The organism is Streptomyces sp. NBC_00631, assembly GCF_045206895.1.
Taxonomy (GTDB): domain Bacteria; phylum Actinomycetota; class Actinomycetes; order Streptomycetales; family Streptomycetaceae; genus Streptomyces.
In genome coordinates this window covers 9,901,886-9,920,525 of the sequence record NZ_CP107734.1, presented here as the reverse complement: position 1 = coordinate 9,920,525, position 18,640 = coordinate 9,901,886, and the positions used below count along the sequence as shown (strand labels likewise).

The window sequence follows — 18,640 nt, the reverse complement described above, 5'->3', positions numbered from 1 at the left end:
CCGCCGTCAGCCCGGCACGACCCGCGTATCCCCGCGCCAACTGCCCGCCCGCCACGTACATCTCTCCCGTGACACCTGTCGGTACCGGCCGCAGGAAGCGGTCCAGGACGTGGACGCGCAGGCTCGGCAGCGCCCGTCCGACCAGGCTTCCGCGGGGCAGCCCACCGCCGGCGGGCGGCCGCACCTCGTCGAAGGTGACATGGACCGTGGTCTCGGTGATTCCGTACATGTTCACCAGGACCGGCCCGCCGGCCCGGTGGTGTGCCCACCACTCACCCAGCCGGTCCGTGTCCAGGGCCTCACCGCCGAAGACAACCCACCGCAGCGCGGACTCTCCCCCGGCCAGCCGCCCGGAGCCCTCCGCCCGGAGCAACTCGTGGAAGGCCGACGGGGTCTGGCTCAGGACCGTCACCCGTTCCTCGGCCAGCAGCCGCAGGAACGCGTCCGGAGACCGCGACACATGGAAGGGCACGACCACGAGTCGGCCTCCGTGCAGCAGCGCTCCCCACATCTCCCACACCGAGAAGTCGAAGGCGAAGGAGTGGAACCACGACCAGGCGTCGCCGGGGCCGAGGCCGAACCGTTCGCGAAGCGCGCCGAACAAGGTCACCACGTTGTGGTGTGTCACCAGCACACCCTTCGGCGCCCCCGTGGACCCCGACGTGTAGATCACATACGCCGGATGCGCACCCGCCGCCTCCGGCCGGTTCTCATCCCGGAGGTCCGCGGGCGACTCCCCCGCGAGGTCGGACGTCATCTGCGGGCCGTCCAGCACCAGCACCGGTACGGCCGGCTGGGCGGGCAGCACGGGCGCGAGCGCGTCGGTTGTCAGCACACACACCGGCTTCGCGTCCGACAGCACGAACGCGATCCTGTCCTGCGGGTAGGCAGGGTCCACCGGCACATATGCGCCCCCGGCCTTCAGCACGGCCAGCAACGCCACCACCAGGTCGGCGGAGCGGTCCATCAGCACCGCCACCACGGACTCCGGCCCCACCCCCCGCCGTACCAGGACCCGCGCCAGCCGGTTCGCGCGACCGTTCAACTCCTCGTAGGTCAGGCGCTGTTCGCCGCTCACCAGGGCCACCGCCGCCGGCGTTCGCCCCGCTTGCTCCTCGAACAGCGCCGGCAACGTCACATCAGGCGCCGGCACCGGCTCGGGCACCAGGACCGGCTCCGGCTTCCGCTCCGGCTTCCGATCCGGCTCCGGCTCCGGCTCCGGGAAGAGCCGGTCGCGCTCGTCCTCGGACAGGACGTCGATCTCGTGGAGGCGTACATCCGGGTCCGCGGCCGCCGCCACCAGCACGCGGACCAGCCGGTGGGCGATCGCCGTGACGGTGTCCGCGTCGAACAGGTCCGCCGCCCCGATGACCGAGCCCCGCAGTCCCGCCGGCCGGCCGTCCTGGAGGACCTCGGTCAGCGTGACGTCCAGGTCGAACTTGGACGGCAAGGGCACCTCTGCGTGCGCTGCGCCTTGCACGCCAGGGAGATCGAGGATCGCGGGGTCGTTGTTCTGGAGGGTGAGCATGACCTGGAACAGCGGGTGGCGTGCCATGGAGCGCGGCGGTGCGATGAGTTCCACCAGTCGCTCGAACGGCACCTCCTGGTTCTCGAACGCCTCCAGGTCGCGTTCACGCACCCGGCCCAGGATCTCGGCGAAGGTGGGATCGCCGTGCAGATCGGTACGCAGCACCAGGGTGTTGACGAAGAAGCCGACGAGTTCGTCGAGGGCCTGGTCGGTGCGGCCGGCCACCGCGGTACCGATCGGGATGTCCTCGCCGGCGCCGAGGCGGGACAGCAGCACCGCCAGTGCCGCCTGAACCACCATGAACAGGGTGACGCCCTGCTCGCGGGCCAGCGCGGCGAGCTCGGCATGTGTGTGCGCCGGGATGTCCAGACGCACCGTGTGTCCCTGGTACGAGGCCTCGGCCGGCCGGATCCGGTCCGCCGGCAGGGCCAGCTCCTGCGGGGCACCGGCCAGCGCCTGCCGCCAGTAGCCGACCTGGGCTGTCAGCAGACTGTCGGGACCGTCTTCGGCCCCGAGCAGCTGCCGCTGCCAGAGCGTGTAGTCGGCGTACTGCACCGGCAACGGCTCCCACTCCGGCGGCCGGCCCGCACGGCGGGCCGCGTAGGCGCGGGAGATGTCACGGGCGAGCGGTCCCATGGACCAGCCGTCTCCCGCGATGTGATGGAACACCACCACCAGTACATGCGCGTCCGGCCCGGTCTCGATCAGGAGCACGCGTACCGGTATCTCCTGGGACAGATCGAAGCCGTGACCGCTCTCAGCGGCCACCAGTTCCGCGACCCGCTCCGCACCGGCGGCCCGGTCGAGCCGCAGCACCTCTCCGATCTCTGCCATGTCCAGCACCCGCTGGTACGGCTCGCCGTCGTGGGCGGGGAACACCGTGCGCAGCACCTCGTGCCGTGCCAGCACGTCTTTCAGCGCCGACCTGAGCGCGGTCGCATCGACGGGCCCGGACAACCGCAGCGCCGCCGGCATGTTGTAGGTCGGGCTCGGGCCGTCCAACTGGGCGAGGAACCACAGCCGCCGCTGTGCGAACGACAACGGCATCCGCTCAGGCCGCTCGCGCCGTGTCAGGGCCGCGCGCGCCGGGCCCGCGCCCGCGATGCGCGCTGTCAGACCGGCCGGAGTCGACGTCTCGAACAGGACCCGCACCCCCAGCTCGACACCGAAGACCGACCGCACCCGCGACAGCAGCCGCATCGCCAGCAGCGAATGACCGCCCAGGTCGAAGAAGCTCTGCTCGACCGCGACCCGTTCCAGGTCCAGCACCTCGGCGAACACCGCGCACATGAGTTCTTCGGCGACCGACGACGGTCGCCGCCCGGTGTCGACCGTCGCATGGTCCGGCGCCGGCAGGGCGGACCGGTCCACCTTCCCGTTCACCGACAGCGGCAACTCGTCCAGCACCACGACCGCGGACGGCACCATGTACTCCGGCAACCGCCGGGCCGCCAGTGTCCGCAGTTCGAGTGCCAGGTTCTCTGTCGCCGCGCTGTCCGATCCCGCGCCGCCCGGCACCACGTAGGCGACGAGGCGTTTGCCGCCGGGGGCGTCCTCGCGGGCGATGACGGCGGCCTGGGCCACGTGGGGGTGAGTGGCCAGGGTGGTCTCGATCTCACCGGGCTCGATCCGGAAGCCGCGGATCTTCACCTGCTCGTCCGCCCGCCCCGTGAACACCAGCACCCCGTCGCCCCGCCATCGCACCAGGTCACCGGTGCGGTACATCCGCTCACCCGGGCTCCCGAACGGGCAGGCCACGAACCGTTCCGCGGTCAGCGCCATGCGCCCGACGTAACCGCGCGCGAGCGGCAACCCCGCTATGTAGAGTTCGCCGGCCACGCCGGGCGGCACCGGCCGCAGGAAGTCGTCGAGGACGTAGAGGCGGGAGTTGGGGATCGGACCGCCGATCGGCGGCACCGCGTCCTCGTCTCCGCCGCAGCGGTACCAGGTGACCGAGATGCAGGTCTCGGCCGGTCCGTATCCCTGCACCAGGTCGGTCTGCGGGAACAACGCGAGGGCGCGGTCCCGAAGGGCGCCGGGAACTCCCTCGCCGCCACTGGCCAGCTGCCGCAGGCTGGACAGACCGGTCACGGCCGGCTCCTCCAGCACCCCGGCCAGCGCCGAGGCGATCAGGTGCAGCACCGTCACACCGTGCCGCCGCGCCAACGCGACCAGGTAGCCCGGATCGGCCGCACTGCCGGCCGGCGCGATCACACAACTGCCACCGCTCACCAGGGGACAGAACAGCTGCCACACCGACGGGTCGAAGCCCAGCGGCGCGGTCAGCATGAACCGGTCCGACGCCTCCCAGCCGAACTCGGCGATCCGGGCGAGCAGATGGTTGACCACCGCCTCATGGGTGACGACCACACCTTTCGGCGTGCCGGTCGAACCCGAGGTGTACATCACGTACATGGGGTGCGCGGGCAGCGGCGGACGATGCCCGTCGACCGCACCCGCACCCACACCGGCACCGGCACCGGCCGGGCGGGGCGCGTCGGTGATGCCGTGCCCGTCGACCGTGAGCACCGGCACGTCGAGCCCGCCCGACAGCACCTCGGCCAGCACATCCGGCAGGGTTCTGTCGGAGATCACGCACACCGGCCGGGCGTCCTCCAGCATGAAGGCGACGCGCTGCGCCGGATGCGCGAGATCGACCGGCAGGTAGGCGCCGCCGGCCTTGAGCACGGCCAGCAACGCCACCACCAGGTCGACCGAGCGGTCCATGGCCACCGCAACCACCGACTCCGCACCCACACCCCAGCCCGCCAGCACCTCCGCCAGCCGCGACACCCGCTCCGCCAGCGGGGCATAACCGATCTCCTCGTCACCGCAGACGACCGCTACCGCGTCCGGCGTACGGGCCGCCTGACGCTCGAACAGCTGCGGCACCGTCACCTTCGGCACGGATCGGGCGGTGTCGTTCCACTGCGCCAGCAACTGCTCACGCCGGTCCGGCGCCAGCACCTCCACCGCACGCAGCGGTGCCGGCGGCCGCTGCTCCAACGCCACGAGCAGTTCCTCGACCGCCGTCCGCACCAGACCGCACACCAGCTCCGCGTCCCCCGGGGCAACCACCCCGGCCGTCAACGCGAACCCGGTCCCGGAGTCGTCGACCGAGACCGCCAGCGGATAGTTCGTGCGGTCCTCGGCGGACAGCACGCTCATGCCCGCCTGCTCCCCCGGCTGCGGTTCTCCAGCGACGTCGTGGTTGACATGGCGGTAGTTGAACAGCGAGGTGAACAGTGGTGCGGAGGCGGGGACACCGCTCGCGTTCTGCGCGAGGGCCAGCGGGGCGTGCTCGTGCACCAGCAGGCCGGCCAGCTGGGCCTGCATCGCCCGTACCGCACCGAGCGCGTCCACGCCCGCCACGTCCAACCGCACCGGCAGCGTGTTCATGAACGGGCCGGGGGTCCGCTCGGCACCGGCTCCTGCGCTCATCCGGCCCAGCAGCACCGTCCCGAACACCACGTCCGAACGCCCGGACAGGCTCGCCAGCACCCGCGCCCAGGCCACGTGGAACAGCGTCGCCGGGCTCACCCCGAGCTGACGTGCCCGCTCCCGGATCCGCCGCGCCAGACCGTCGTCGACCGGCTGCCGGATCCGCCGCACACCGGTGCCGTCCCCACGTACGTCGGACAGACCGAACGGCAGCGTCGGCTCCGTCACATCACCCAGCAGCTCGCCGAAATACTCCTCGTGCTCCTGACGGGACACACCCAGCCGGGCCTGCGCCACGAAGTCACGGAACGGCAGCGGCACCGGCAACTCGTCCCCACGCCCCGCCAGGAATGCCTCGACCTCGCCCAGCACCACGTCCGACGCGGTGTGGTCCCGCAACAGGTGGTGGACCTGCAGCAACGCCAGCCAGCGGTCGCTGCCCGGCTCCGCCGCCACATGCACCCGCACCAACGGCGCACGCCGTACGTCCATCCACCGCCCGGCCGTCATGGGCAACTCGACTGCCGGGTCCGCGTCCGCGGACAGCGTCACCTCGGTCACCGGCACCACCGCGCGGCGCCACACCACCTGCACCGGCTCGGTCAGCCCTTCCCACACCACTCCGGTGCGGTAGATGTCGTGCCGGTCCACGACCTGCTGCAACGCCGACAGGAACCCGTCCAACCGCGCACGGTCGTCGAAGCCGACGGTGAGAGAGAGCAGATATGGATCCACGTCCCCTGATCCGGTGAGCAGGTGGTGGAAGAAGATGCCTTCCTGCAGCGGGGCCAGCGGATACACGTCCGCCACGTTCGCCGCCCCACCCTCCACCGCCGCACACACCAACTCCACCTGCGCGGGCGACAGATCGACGAGCGGCAGCATCTCCGGCGTGATCACCTCCGCACCGTCCGGGATCCCGTTCGGCGGCACCTCCACCACACCACCACCGTCACCGGCCGCGGCCAGCGCCGCCGGGGTGGGCGCTTCGAACAGCGCCCGCACCGACACCCCGATCCCCCGCTCACGCAACCGCGACGCCAACGACACCGCCAGCAGGGAATGGCCGCCCAGCTCGAAGAAGTTGTCCTCCACCCCCACCCGCTCCAGGCCCAGCACCTCGGCGAACACCTGGCAGACGATCTCTTCCAGCACCGTGGCGGGTCCTCGGCCCTCGCCGGTCGAGCCGTACTCCGGAGCCGGCAGCGCGGATCGGTCCACCTTCCCGTTCACCGTCAGCGGGAGCTCGTCCAGCACCACCACCGCCGACGGCACCATGTACTCCGGCAACCGCCGGCCGACATGCGCACGCAGCTCACCGGGCAGCTCACCGACCGGTGCGCTGTCACCGTCGGGAATGGCATAGGCCACCAGACGCTTGTCCCCCGGGATGTCCTCACGGACGACCACCACCGCCCGGGCCACCGCCGGATGCGCCGCGAGGACGGCCTCGATCTCTCCCGGCTCGATCCGGAAGCCGCGGACCTTCACCTGATCGTCCACCCGGCCGGCGAAGACCAGTTGGCCGTCGGCGGTCCAGCGCGCCAGGTCCCCCGTCCGGTACATCCGCTCACCCACCGCACCGAACGGACACGCCACGAACCGCTCCGCCGTCAGCCCCGGACGCCCGAGATACCCACGGGCCAGCTGAGCACCCGCGACATACAACTCCCCCGCCACCCCCGGCGGCACCGGGCGCAACCGCTCGTCCAGCACATACGTCCTGGTCGTCGCGAACGACCGCCCGATCGGAACCGCTCCCTCCCCCCGTTCTTCCCGGCCGATCGGATAGTGGGCGCTGCCGACCGTCCCTTCCGTCGGCCCGTAGTGGTTGACCAGCGCCAACCCCGGGTGCCGGTCCTGCCATCGCAGCACCCGACCCCAGTCGAGCGCCTCCCCACCCACCATCAACTGCCCCGTCGGCACACACTCCCGGGGCAGCGCCTCCAGCAACGGCAGATGACTCGGCGTCACCTTCAAGAAGGCCAGCCCGCCGCCGTCCAACACGGCCGGCAATCCCTCGTCCAGAGCGGCCACATACACACACCCACCGCTGACCAGAGTCGGATACAGACCCGTCACACCCAGGTCGAAGGATACCGACGCATGCAGAAGACTGCTCTCCCGCACCCCCGGATACGCCCCCACACACCAGGCCACATAGGCGGCCAGCGCCCCGTGCGTGACCACCACGCCCTTGGGCCGACCCGTCGACCCCGACGTGTACATCACATACGCCGCATCCCCCGGCTCCGGCACCGCCCCCACCCGTGCCACCGACCCCACCGGTCCTTCAGCAACCTCCGCACCGTCCACCGCCACCGCAAGACCGTCCGGCAACCGGTCCGCCAAACCCCCGCTCACCACCACACACGCCGGCGCCGCGTCGCCCAGCATCAACCCCACACGCTCCGCCGGATACTCCGGATCGACCGGCAGATACACACCCCCCGCCTTCCACACCCCCAGCAACGCCACCACCACATCCACCGACCGCTCCACCATCACCCCCACCACCGACTCACGTCGCACCCCGCGCGCCACCAACACCCCAGCCAACCGCGACGCCCGCTCATCCAACTCCGCATACGTCAACCGCTCGCGCGCATCCACCACCGCCACCGCATCCGGAGTCCGAGCCACCTGCTCCCGGAAGCGCACCGGCACAACCTCCGCCGCCCCCACCACACCCGTGTCGTTCCAACCCACCAGCACCTGCGCCCGCTCACCCTCCGACAACACCTGGAGTGTGTGCAGCGGTGTGCCGGGGCTGTCGTCCAGTGCCCCGACGAGATTCTCGACCGCCGTGTGCAGCAGCCCGCAGACCAGGCCTGGATCACCGGGTTGCAGTGCGTCGACCGTCAGCTCGAAGCCGACCTCCGTGTCATCCACCGCTACGGCCAGCGGATAGTTCGTGCCTCCTCGCCCGTACACCGTCGTCACGCCGTCCCAGGCGAACCGGTCGCCGGCGCCGGGCTCTCCGTCCGTCCGACGGCTGTGGCGGTAGTTGAGAAGAGAGGTGAACAGCGGTACGGAGGCGGGGACACCGCTCGCGTTCTGTGCGAGGGCCAGCGGGGCGTGCTCGTGCACCAGCAGGCCGGCCAGCTGGGCCCGTATCGCCCGTACCGCACCGAGCGCGTCCACGCCCGCGACGTCCAACCGCACCGGCAGCGTGTTCATGAACGGGCCGGGGGTCCGCTCGGCACCGGCTCCTGCGCTCATCCGGCCCAGCAGCACCGTCCCGAACACCACGTCCGTGTGTCCGGCCACAGTCGCCAGCACCCGCGCCCAGGCCACGTGGAACAGCGTCGCCGGGCTCACCCCGAGCTGACGTGCCCGCTCCCGGATCCGCCGCGCCAGACCGTCGTCGACCGGCTGCCGAGTCCGCCGCACACCGGTGCCGTCCCCGCGCGCGTCGGACAGACCGAACGGCAGCGTCGGCTCCGTCACATCACCCAGCAGCTCGCCGAAATACTCCTCGTGCTCCTGACGGGACACACCCAGCCGGGCCTGCGCCACGAAGTCACGGAACGGCAGCGGCACCGGCAACTCGTCCCCACGCCCCGCCATCAGCGCCGCGACCTCGCCCAACACCACCTCCAGCGCGGTGTGGTCCTGGACCAGGTGGTGTGCCTGCACCAATGCCAGCCAGCGGTCGCTGCCCGGCTCCGCCGCCACATGCACCCGCACCAGCGGCGCACGCCGTACGTCCATCCACTCGCCTGCTGAGGACAGCAGCTCGGCCGCCCAGTCGCCAGTCTGTGAGAGCGTCACCTCGGTCACCGGCACCACCGCGCGGCGCCACACCACCTGCACCGGCTCCGGCAACCCCTCCCACACCACCGCGGTCCGGTGGACCTCGTGCCGGTCCACGACCTGCTGCAGCGCCGACAGGAAACCGTCCAGCCGCTCACGACCGTCAAAGCCCAGCACCAGGGGCACCAGGTACACATCCGCCTCGCCGGGCCCGACGAGCAGGTGGTGGAAGAAGATGCCTTCCTGCAGCGGGGCCAGCGGATACACGTCCGCAACGTTCGCCGCCCCACCCTCCACCGCCGCACACACCAACTCCACCTGTGCCGACGACAGACCCACCAGCGGGAGCATCTCCGGCGTGATCGCCTCCGCACCGTCCGGGATCCCGTTCGGCGGCACCTCCACCACACCACCACCGCCGACGTCGGCCGGCGCCAACTCCGCCGGAGTTGGCGACTCGAACAGCGTCCGTACCGAGACCCCGAGCCCCCGCTCACGCAACCGCGACGCCAACGACACCGCCAGCAGGGAATGGCCGCCCAGCTCGAAGAAGTTGTCCTCCACCCCCACCCGCTCAAGACCCAGCACCTCGGCGAACACCTGGCACACGATCTCCTCAGCCACCGTGGCGGGCCCCCGGCCGCCAGCGGACCCCGCGTACTCCGGAGCCGGCAACGCCGCCCGGTCCATCTTCCCGTTCACCGTCAGCGGGAGCTCGTCCAGCACCACCACCGCCGACGGCACCATGTACCCCGGCAGCCGCTCGGCGGCGAACGCCCGTAGCTCGCCGGACAGTTCACCGTCGGCGCCGCCATCGCCGTCGGAAACGGCATAGGCCACCAGACGCTTGTCGTTCAAAGTGTCCTCACGGACGGCCACCACCGCCCGGGCCACCCTCGGATGCGCCGCGAGGACGGCCTCGATCTCTCCCGGCTCGATCCGGAAGCCGCGGACCTTCACCTGATCGTCCACCCGGCCGGCGAAGACGAGCTGCCCGTCATTCGTCCAGCGCGCCAGGTCCCCCGTCCGGTACATCCGCTCACCCACCGCACCGAACGGACACGCCACGAACCGCTCCGCCGTCAGCCCCGGACGCCCGAGATACCCACGGGCCAGCTGAGCACCCGCGACATACAACTCCCCCGCCACCCCTGGCGGCACCGGGCGCAACCGCTCGTCCAGCACATAGAGGCGAGTGTTCGCCACCGGCCTGCCCACCGGCGGCGCAACAGCGGTGTCAGCGTCCACCGGGCCGGTCGTGACCATGACCGTCGCCTCGGTCGGCCCGTACGTGTTCACCAACACCCTGCCGTCGGCCCACTCCCGCGCCAGCTCGCCGGTCAGCAACTCCCCGCCCACCAGGACCCGTGACAGCCCCGGCACCGCCGCCGGATCGACCACAGCCAGCAGCGACGGCACAACGCTGGCCACCTCCACCCCGGTCCGGACCATCAGGTCGGCCAGCAGCCCGGCATCCGCCCGCTCGTCCGCGGTGGCCACCACCAACCGGCCGCCCGACGCCAACGCCACGGCCACGTCCAGCACGGAACCGTCAAAGCCGAACGACGCGAACTGCAGCGCACCGACCCCCGGACCGGCCCCCAGCACCGGGCCCAGTCCCGCCACCAGATTCAGCAGCGCGCCCTGGGTCACCACCACACCCTTCGGCGCGCCCGTCGACCCCGACGTGTACATCACGTAGGCCGCGCGCGAGCCGAGAGGCGCAGGCCAGATGCGCCCGCCGGCCGCCGCCGCCGGTTCCGCCGCCACCGCCGGGTCGTCCACCGCCACCACCGGCACCGCACCGCCCGCGGACAGCCCGTCGGCCAAGCTGCTCGTGGTGACCACGCACACCGGTGCCGCATCCGCCAGCATCAATGCCACGCGCTCCGCCGGATACGACGGATCGACGAACACATACGCACCCCCCGCCTTCCACACGGCCAGCAGCACCACCACCACGTCCACTGACCGCTCCAGCGCCACCCCCACCACGGACTCGGGCCCCACTCCCCGGTCGGCCAACGCCCGCGCCAGCCGCGCCGCCCGGTCGCCCAGCTCCCCATAGGTCAGTTCCTCGTCACCGCACACCACCGCCACCGCGTCCGGGGTCCGCGCCGCCCACGCCTCGAACAACTCCGTCAACGTCATCTCGGGCACCGCCACACCCGTGTCGTTCCAGCCCTCCACAACCCGGGCACGTACCGGCTGGGGCAGCACGCCGATACCGTCCAGCGCCGTGGCCGGAGCAGCGCTCACCGCCCCGATCAGCTCCTCGGTCGCGGTGTGCAACAGCCCGCACACCAGCCCGGGATCCACCGGCGTCACCGCATCGACAGCCAGCACGAACCCGGTGCCCAGGTCGTCCACCGCGACTGCCAGCGGATAGTTGGTCCGCTCCTGCGCGAACAGCAACTCGACGCCCTCGGCGCCGACGTCCCCACCTCCACCGCTCGCGGACCGGCCACCGTGCCGGTAGTTGAACAGCGAGCTGAACAGTGGGGCGGAGGCCGGGACGCCGCTCGCCTTCTGCGCGAGCGCGAGCGGGGCATGCTCATGCACCAGCAGTCCCGTCAACTGCGCCTGTACGTCCCGCACCGCACCGACCACATCCACGCCCGCGACGTCCAGCCGCACCGGCAACGTGTTGATGAACGGCCCCGGGATCCGCAATGCGTCCCGTCCGGCGTTCATGCGGCCCAGCAGCACCGTCCCGAACACCACGTCCGTGCGACCGGACAGGCTCGCCAGCACCCGCGCCCACGCCACATGGAACAACGTCGCCGGGCTCACCCCCAGCGCGCGTGCCTGCTCCCGCACCCGCTGTGCCAGGCCGTCGTCCACCCGCAACCGCTCCGACCGCACGCCGGTGCCGTCGCCATGGGCGTCGGCCAGGCCGAACGGCAGCGTCGGCTCCGTCACATCACCCAGCAGCTCGCCGAAATACTCCTCGTCCTCCGCACGCGAGGCACCCAACCGGGCCTGGGCCACGAACTCGCGGAACGGCACGGGCGCCGGCAACTCATCTCCCTGCCCGGCCATGAATGCCGCGACCTCACCCAACATCACCTCCAGCCCGGTGTGGTCCTGGAGCAGGTGATGCACCTGCACCGACGCCAGCCACCGGTCGCCGCGCGGCTCCGCCGTCACATGCACCCGCAGCAACGGTGCCCGGCCCACGTCCATCCACGAGCCGGCCGCCGACAGCAGCTCAAGGGCCAGGTCCCCGGTTCCGGGCACGACCACTTCGGCCACCGGCACCACGGCGTGGCGCCACACCACCTGCACCGGCTCGGCCAGCCCTTCCCACACCACGCCTGTCCGGTAGATGTCGTGCCGGTCCACGACCCGCTGCAACGCCGACAGGAACCCGTCCAGCCGCGCACGCCCGTCAAAGCCCAGCACCATGGACATCAGGTACGCGTCCGCCTCAGCGGACCTGGCCATCAGGTGGTGGAAGAAGATGCCCTCCTGCAACGGCGCCAGCGGATACACGTCCGCCACGTTCGCCGCCCCACCCTCCACCGCCGCACACACCAACTCCACCTGCGCGGGCGACAGATCCACCAACGGCAGCATCTCCGGCGTGATCGCCTCCGCACCCTCCGGGATCCCGTTCGCCGGCACCTCCACCACACCACCGACACCACCACCACCCGCCACCGCCAACCGCTCCGGCGTAGGCGCCTCGAACAACGCCCGCACCGACACCCCCACCCCCCGCTCACGCAACCGCTGCACCAACGACACCGCCAACAGCGAATGCCCACCCAACTCGAAGAAGTTGTCCTCCACCCCCACCCGCTCAAGACCCAGCACCTCAGCAAACGCCTCGCAGACGATCTCCTCAGCCACCGTGACAGGACCCCGCCCACCACCGGCCGCCCCGTACTCCGGTGCGGGCAAGGCGGCCCGGTCCACCTTGCCGTTCACCGTCAACGGCAGCTCGTCCAGCACCACCACCGCCGACGGCACCATGTACTCCGGCAACCGCCGGCCCACATACGCACGCAGCTCACCCGGCAGGTCACCGACCGCCCCGCTGTCGCCGCCGGGAACGACATAGGCCACCAGACGCTTGTCGTTCAGGGTGTCTTCGCGGATGGTCACCACGGCCTGGGCGACGTCGGGATGAGCGGTCAGGACGGCCTCGACCTCACCCGGCTCGATCCGGAACCCACGCACCTTCACCTGACCATCCGCACGCCCCACAAACGCCAACTCACCATCAACCGTCCACCGAACCAGATCCCCCGTCCGATACATCCGCTCACCCACCCCACCGAACGGACACGCCACAAACCGCTCCGCCGTCAACCCCATACGGCCGTGGTAACCACGCGCCAGCCCCACCCCCGCGATATACAACTCCCCCACCACACCCGGAGGCACCGGCCGCAACCACCCATCCAGCACAAACACCCGCGTATTCCAGATCGGCCCACCAATCAACACACCACCCGACCCACCCCCAAACACCCACGCCGTCGAATCAACCGACACCTCCGTCGGCCCATACAAGTTATGCAACTCCGCACCACACACCCGCACAAACCGCTCCGCCAACCCCCCCGACAACGCCTCACCCGAACACACCACCCGCCGCAACGACCCCCACCCAGCCGGATCACCACCCTCCACAAACACCTCCAGCATCGACGGCACAAAATGAACCGTCGTCACCCCCTCCGCACGAATCACCTCCGACAGATACACCGGATCCCCCTGCCCACCCGGCCGCGCCAACACCAACCGCGCACCCGACACCAACGGCCAGAACAACTCCCACACCGACACATCAAAACTCACCGACGTCTTCTGCAACACCACATCATCCGCACCCAACCCGAACCGGTCCTGCATCCACAACAACCGGTTCACAATCCCCGCATGCGACACCACCACACCCTTCGGCACCCCCGTCGACCCCGACGTATACATCACATACGCCGCCCCACCAGAACCACCAGAACACACCCGCCCCACCACCGGCACACCAACACCCCCACCACCCTCACCACCCTCCACACCGGAAGCCGTCACCACACACACCGGCCCCGCATCCGCCACCATGAACGCAACCCGCTCCCGCGGATACGAAGGATCAATCGGCAGATACGCAGCACCCGCCTTCAACACCCCCAGCAACGCCACCACCAAATCAACCGACCGCTCCAACATCACCCCCACCACAGACTCCGGCCCCACCCCACGCTCCACCAGCACCCCCGCCAACCGCGACGCCCGCTCATCCAACTCCGCAAACGTCACCCGCTCCTCACCACACACCACCGCCACCACACCCGGAGACCCCACCACCTGCGCCTCGAACAACTCCGCCAACGTCACCCCCGGCACCACCACACCCGTCTCGTTCCACCCCTCCACCACCCGCCACCGCTCCGCCTCCGACAACACCTCGACCTGGCTCACCCGCGCCTGCGGATCAGCAGTCACGGCCCCAAGCACGCGTATCAACCGGTCGGCGAACGACTTCACGGTTCCCGGATCGAAGAGGTCCGCCGAACCCGTGACCGACCCTCGCAACCCCACCGACCGGCCGTCAGTGCCTGTCACCTCGCCGACCGCGACGTCCAGATCGAACCTGGACGGCAACGGTCCCACCGGCATCGGCGTCACCTGCAGACCGGGCAGCCCCAGGGCCGACTCATCGACGTTCTGGCCGGTGAGCATCACCTGGAAGAGGGGGTGCCGGGACAGCGAGCGGTCGGGCGCGAGCAGTTCCACAAGTCGCTCGAACGGCACGTCCTGGTGTTCCAGGGCCGCCAGGCTCAACTCCCTCACCCTCCCGAGAACCTCGGTGAACGAGGGGTCCCCGGACAGATCCGTACGCAGCACCAAGGTGTTGACGAAGAAGCCGACGAGGTCGTCCAGCGCCTGGTCGGTGCGCCCGGCCACCGCCGTGCCGACGGGGATGTCCTCACCCGCGCCCAACCGCGACAGCAGCACCGTCAGCGCCGCCTGGACGACCATGAACACGGTGGCACCGTGTTCGCGCGCCAACGCCGCCAGCCCGGCATACACGTCCTCGGGAACCTCCAGGGCCACCGTGTGCCCGCGGTGCGAGGCGACGGCCGGCCGGACCCGGTCCGCCGGCAGCACGAGTTCCGCGGGGGCCCCCGCCAACTCCTCCCGCCAGTAGCGGACCTGGTCCGCCAGCACGCTGCCGGGGTCCTCCTCCTCACCGAGCGACTCCCGCTGCCACAAGGTGTAGTCCGCGTACTGCACCGGCAACGGCTCCCACCCCGGGGCCCGTCCTTCGGACCGCGCCGCGTACGCCCGGGCGAGGTCGCGGGCGAACGGCCCCAGCGACCAGCCGTCCCCCGCGACATGGTGCATCACCAGCACCAGCACATATGTGTCCGGACCGGTCTCGATCAGCACCGCCCGCACCGGCACCTGTGCCGAGAGATCGAAGCCGCGCCCGGCTTCAGCCGCCACCAGGTCCGGCACCTGCTCCTCGGGAGCGCGGGTGACCCGCAGTACGTCCCCCACCTCGTCAGGCGCCAGCACCTGTTGGAACGGCTCACCGTCCGTCGGCGGGAAGACCGTGCGCAGCACCTCGTGACGCGCCACGACGTCCGTCAGCGCCATCCGGAGCGCGTCGACGTCGAGGGGGCCGGTCAGGCGCAGGGCGCCGGGCAGGTTGTACGTCGGGCTCGGCCCCTCCAACTGTGCCAGGAACCACAACCGCCGCTGTGCGAACGACAACGGCATCCGCTCGGGGCGTTCCCGCCGAGCCAGGGCCGCCCGCGCCGGGGCCGCACCCGCGATCCGTGCCGCCAGACCGGCCGGCGTCGGTGTCTCGAACAGCATCCGGACGCCGACCTCGACACCGAGGCCGGTGCGGACCCGGGAGGTCAGACGAGTGGCCAGCAGAGAGTGCCCGCCCAGGGCGAAGAAGTCGTCGTCCGGCGTGACCCGTTCCACACCCAGTACGTCGGCGAACGCCTCGCACAGCACGTGCTCTTCACGGGAGGCGGGCGCACGCCCACCGCTCGTCTCGGCGGTTCCCGGCGCAGGCAGTGCGGCGCGGTCGAGTTTGCCGTTGGCGGTCAACGGCAGCGTGTGCAGGGACACGAACACCGCGGGGACCATGTGACTTGGCAGCCGCCCGCCGACGTGGGCGCGCAGATCCGCGGCCAGGTTGTCGTCCGGCCGGGCACCGGTGTCGGCACTGTCCGGGACGACATACGCGACGAGCCGTTTGTCACCATGGGTGTCTTCGCCGACGGTCACCACGGACTGGGCGACGCGCGGATGGGCGGCCAGAACCGCCTCGACCTCCGCCGGTTCGATCCGGAACCCCCGGATCTTCACCTGATCGTCCGCTCGCCCGAGGAACAGCAGCTCCCCGTCAGCGGTCCAGCGGGCGAGATCCCCGGTCCGGTACATCCGGTCACCCGCACCGCCGAACGGACAGGCCACGAAGCGCTCCGCCGTCAGGCCCGCGCGACCGTGATAGCCGCGAGCCAGACCTGCCCCGGCCACATACAGCTCCCCGGTCATCCCGGGCGGAACCGGCTGCAGAGATCCGTCGAGAAGGTACACGCGGGTGTTGTCCATCGGCCGGCCGACGGGCAGCACGTCCGGCACCGCCCCGGCCGCCGCGGCCGCGTACTGCGTGGCAGCCAAGGTGATCTCCGTCGGCCCGTACAGGTTCCGCACCACCACGCCCGGGCAGGCCTCCAGCACCGCCGCCACCGCGGACGCCGGCACCACGTCCCCGCCCGTGCGGACCTCACGCAGTCCGGCGAAACACGCCGGATCCTCCTCCGCCAGCACCCGCAAGAGCCCCGCGGTGACGAACACATGGCTCAGGGCCCGGGTCTCGACCAGCGACCGGATCGTTTCGCCGTCCAGGTCGCCTGCCGGAGCCAGCACCACCGTGCCGCCCTGTGCCAGCGTCACCCACAGTTCCAGCACCGAGGCGTCGAACGCGTACGGCGCGTACCCCAGCATCCGGGCCGACTCGTCCCAGCACCGGTCGGACGCCAGCTCGACGAGGTCCCGCTGAGTGATCACGACGCCCTTCGGGCGCCCCGTCGATCCGGAGGTGTACATCACGTAGGCCGCAGCATCAGGCAGCACCGGCCCCGGCGGCACGTGCGGTTCCACCGCCGCCGGCTCCGCGGCCACAGCCGGATCGTCCACCCGCACCGTCGGGACCGCGCCGTTGGACGGCAGCGCCCCCGCCACACCGGAAGCGGTCAGCACGCACACCGGCCGCGCGTCCGCCAGCATGAACGCGATCCGTTCCTGCGGATACGACGGATCGACCGGCAGATACGCGGCACCGGCCTTCCACACGCCCAGCAACGCCGCCACCAGGTCGACCGACCGCTCCAGCACCACCGCGACCACGGACTCGGGCCCCACCCCGCGCGCCACCAGCACCTCAGCCAGGCGGGACGCCCGCTCGTCCAGCTCCGCGAACGACACCTCCTCGTCCCCGCACGCCACCGCCACCGCGCCTGGCTCAGCAGCCACCCGCTCGGCGAACAGCACCGGCCAGGTGACGTCGGGAACGGCCACCGACGTGTCGTTCCAGCCCGCCACCACCTGTCGGCGTTCCGCGTCCGACAGGACGGGCGCGCGTCCGGCCCGCTCGGTCGGAGCGGTTCGGGACATCCAGGTCAGCACTTTCTGGAAGCGGTGGGCTATGTCCTCGGCGTCGTCGGCGTTGTAGGTGTCGGGGTTGACGTCGACGGCGATCTGGAGCGCCGTGCCGGTCCCACGGTCGTACAGGGAGATGTCGACGTCGTCGACGGGCCCGTTCGAAAGGTTGTGGGCCGTCGTCGTGCAGTCCCCGAACCGCACCCCGTAGTCGAAGGACATGACGTTGACCGTCGTGCCGAAGAGGGGTCCCGATCCCACCCTGTTGAGGTCTCTGAGCAGGTCCGCCTGTGGGTAGCGCTGGTGACCGAGCGCGGTGCGGATGGTGCGGGACGTGGTGCGTACGACGTCCGCCAGGGTGGCGCGGGGGTCCAGTCGGGAGCGCAGGGGGACGACGTTGCTGCTCATCCCGGAGGTCGCACGGGTCCTGGCGCCGGTCCTCCCCAGGACGGGGATGCCGAGAGTGATGTCGTCGGTCCCGGTGTACCGGTGGAGGTAGGTGGCTCCGGCCGCGATGGCGAGGCCGGCCGTACTGGTTCGCAGTCCGCGGGCGGCCGATCGGATCCGCGCCGCGTGGTCCGCGTCGATCTGCACCAGGTGCCGGTGGGGAAGGAACTGTGCGCGGCGGACGGGAGAGCCGCTCACCGTGACGGTCTCAGGGTGTTCGGCGAGTGACTCGCGCCAGAACTGCCTGTCCTCCTGGTATTCCGCCGACTGCCGGTACGCGAGGTCCGCTCGCAGCAGGTGGGCGGACGACTGCAGTGCGGCTGCCGACGGGTCGTCTCCCGCCAGCAGTGCGGCATAGATCTGTGCCAGCCTGGCGACGAGCACCGAGCCGGTGAAGCCGTCGCCCACGAGGTGATGGCAGCTCTGGTACCAGAAGTGGCGGCGCTCCGCTATCCGCACGACCGCGTTGGTGACAAGCGGTCCACGGGCGAGATCGAAGGGCCTTCTGATGTCTGCCCGCATCCATTCGAAGGCGGCCTGTGCCGGGTTGTCGGACGAGCTGAGGTCCAGAACGTGGACGGGCAGCGCGTCCGGGGCTACGGGGTATTGCCGGACCTCGGTGCCGGTGCTCCGGAAAGAGGCTTGGAACGCGTCGGCTTCGCTCAGCATCCGGCGAAGCGCGGCCACGAAGAGATCCGTGTTCAGATCTCCTCGGATATCCAGGTACTCGCCGATGTTGTAGATCGGGTCGGTCGGTCCGAGTTGCTGTGCGTTCCAGATGGCGCGTTGTGCCGCCGTCAGCTCCCGACCGTCAATCGCAGCATGGGACAT

The 18,640-nt window shown here is 70.9% G+C and carries 1 protein-coding gene (only partly in view); it reads right to left on the bottom strand.

Going from position 1 to position 18,640, the window contains the following annotated elements; all coding sequences use genetic code 11:
- A protein-coding gene (locus OHB00_RS44870) for a non-ribosomal peptide synthase/polyketide synthase (protein ID WP_406443870.1) crosses the window boundary here: on the bottom strand, positions 1-18,640 show its 5' portion. 16,661 nt of this gene lie to the left of the window's left edge; the window shows 18,640 of its 35,301 coding nt (coding positions 1-18,640); it begins with the start codon at positions 18,638-18,640; its stop codon lies off the left edge, out of view.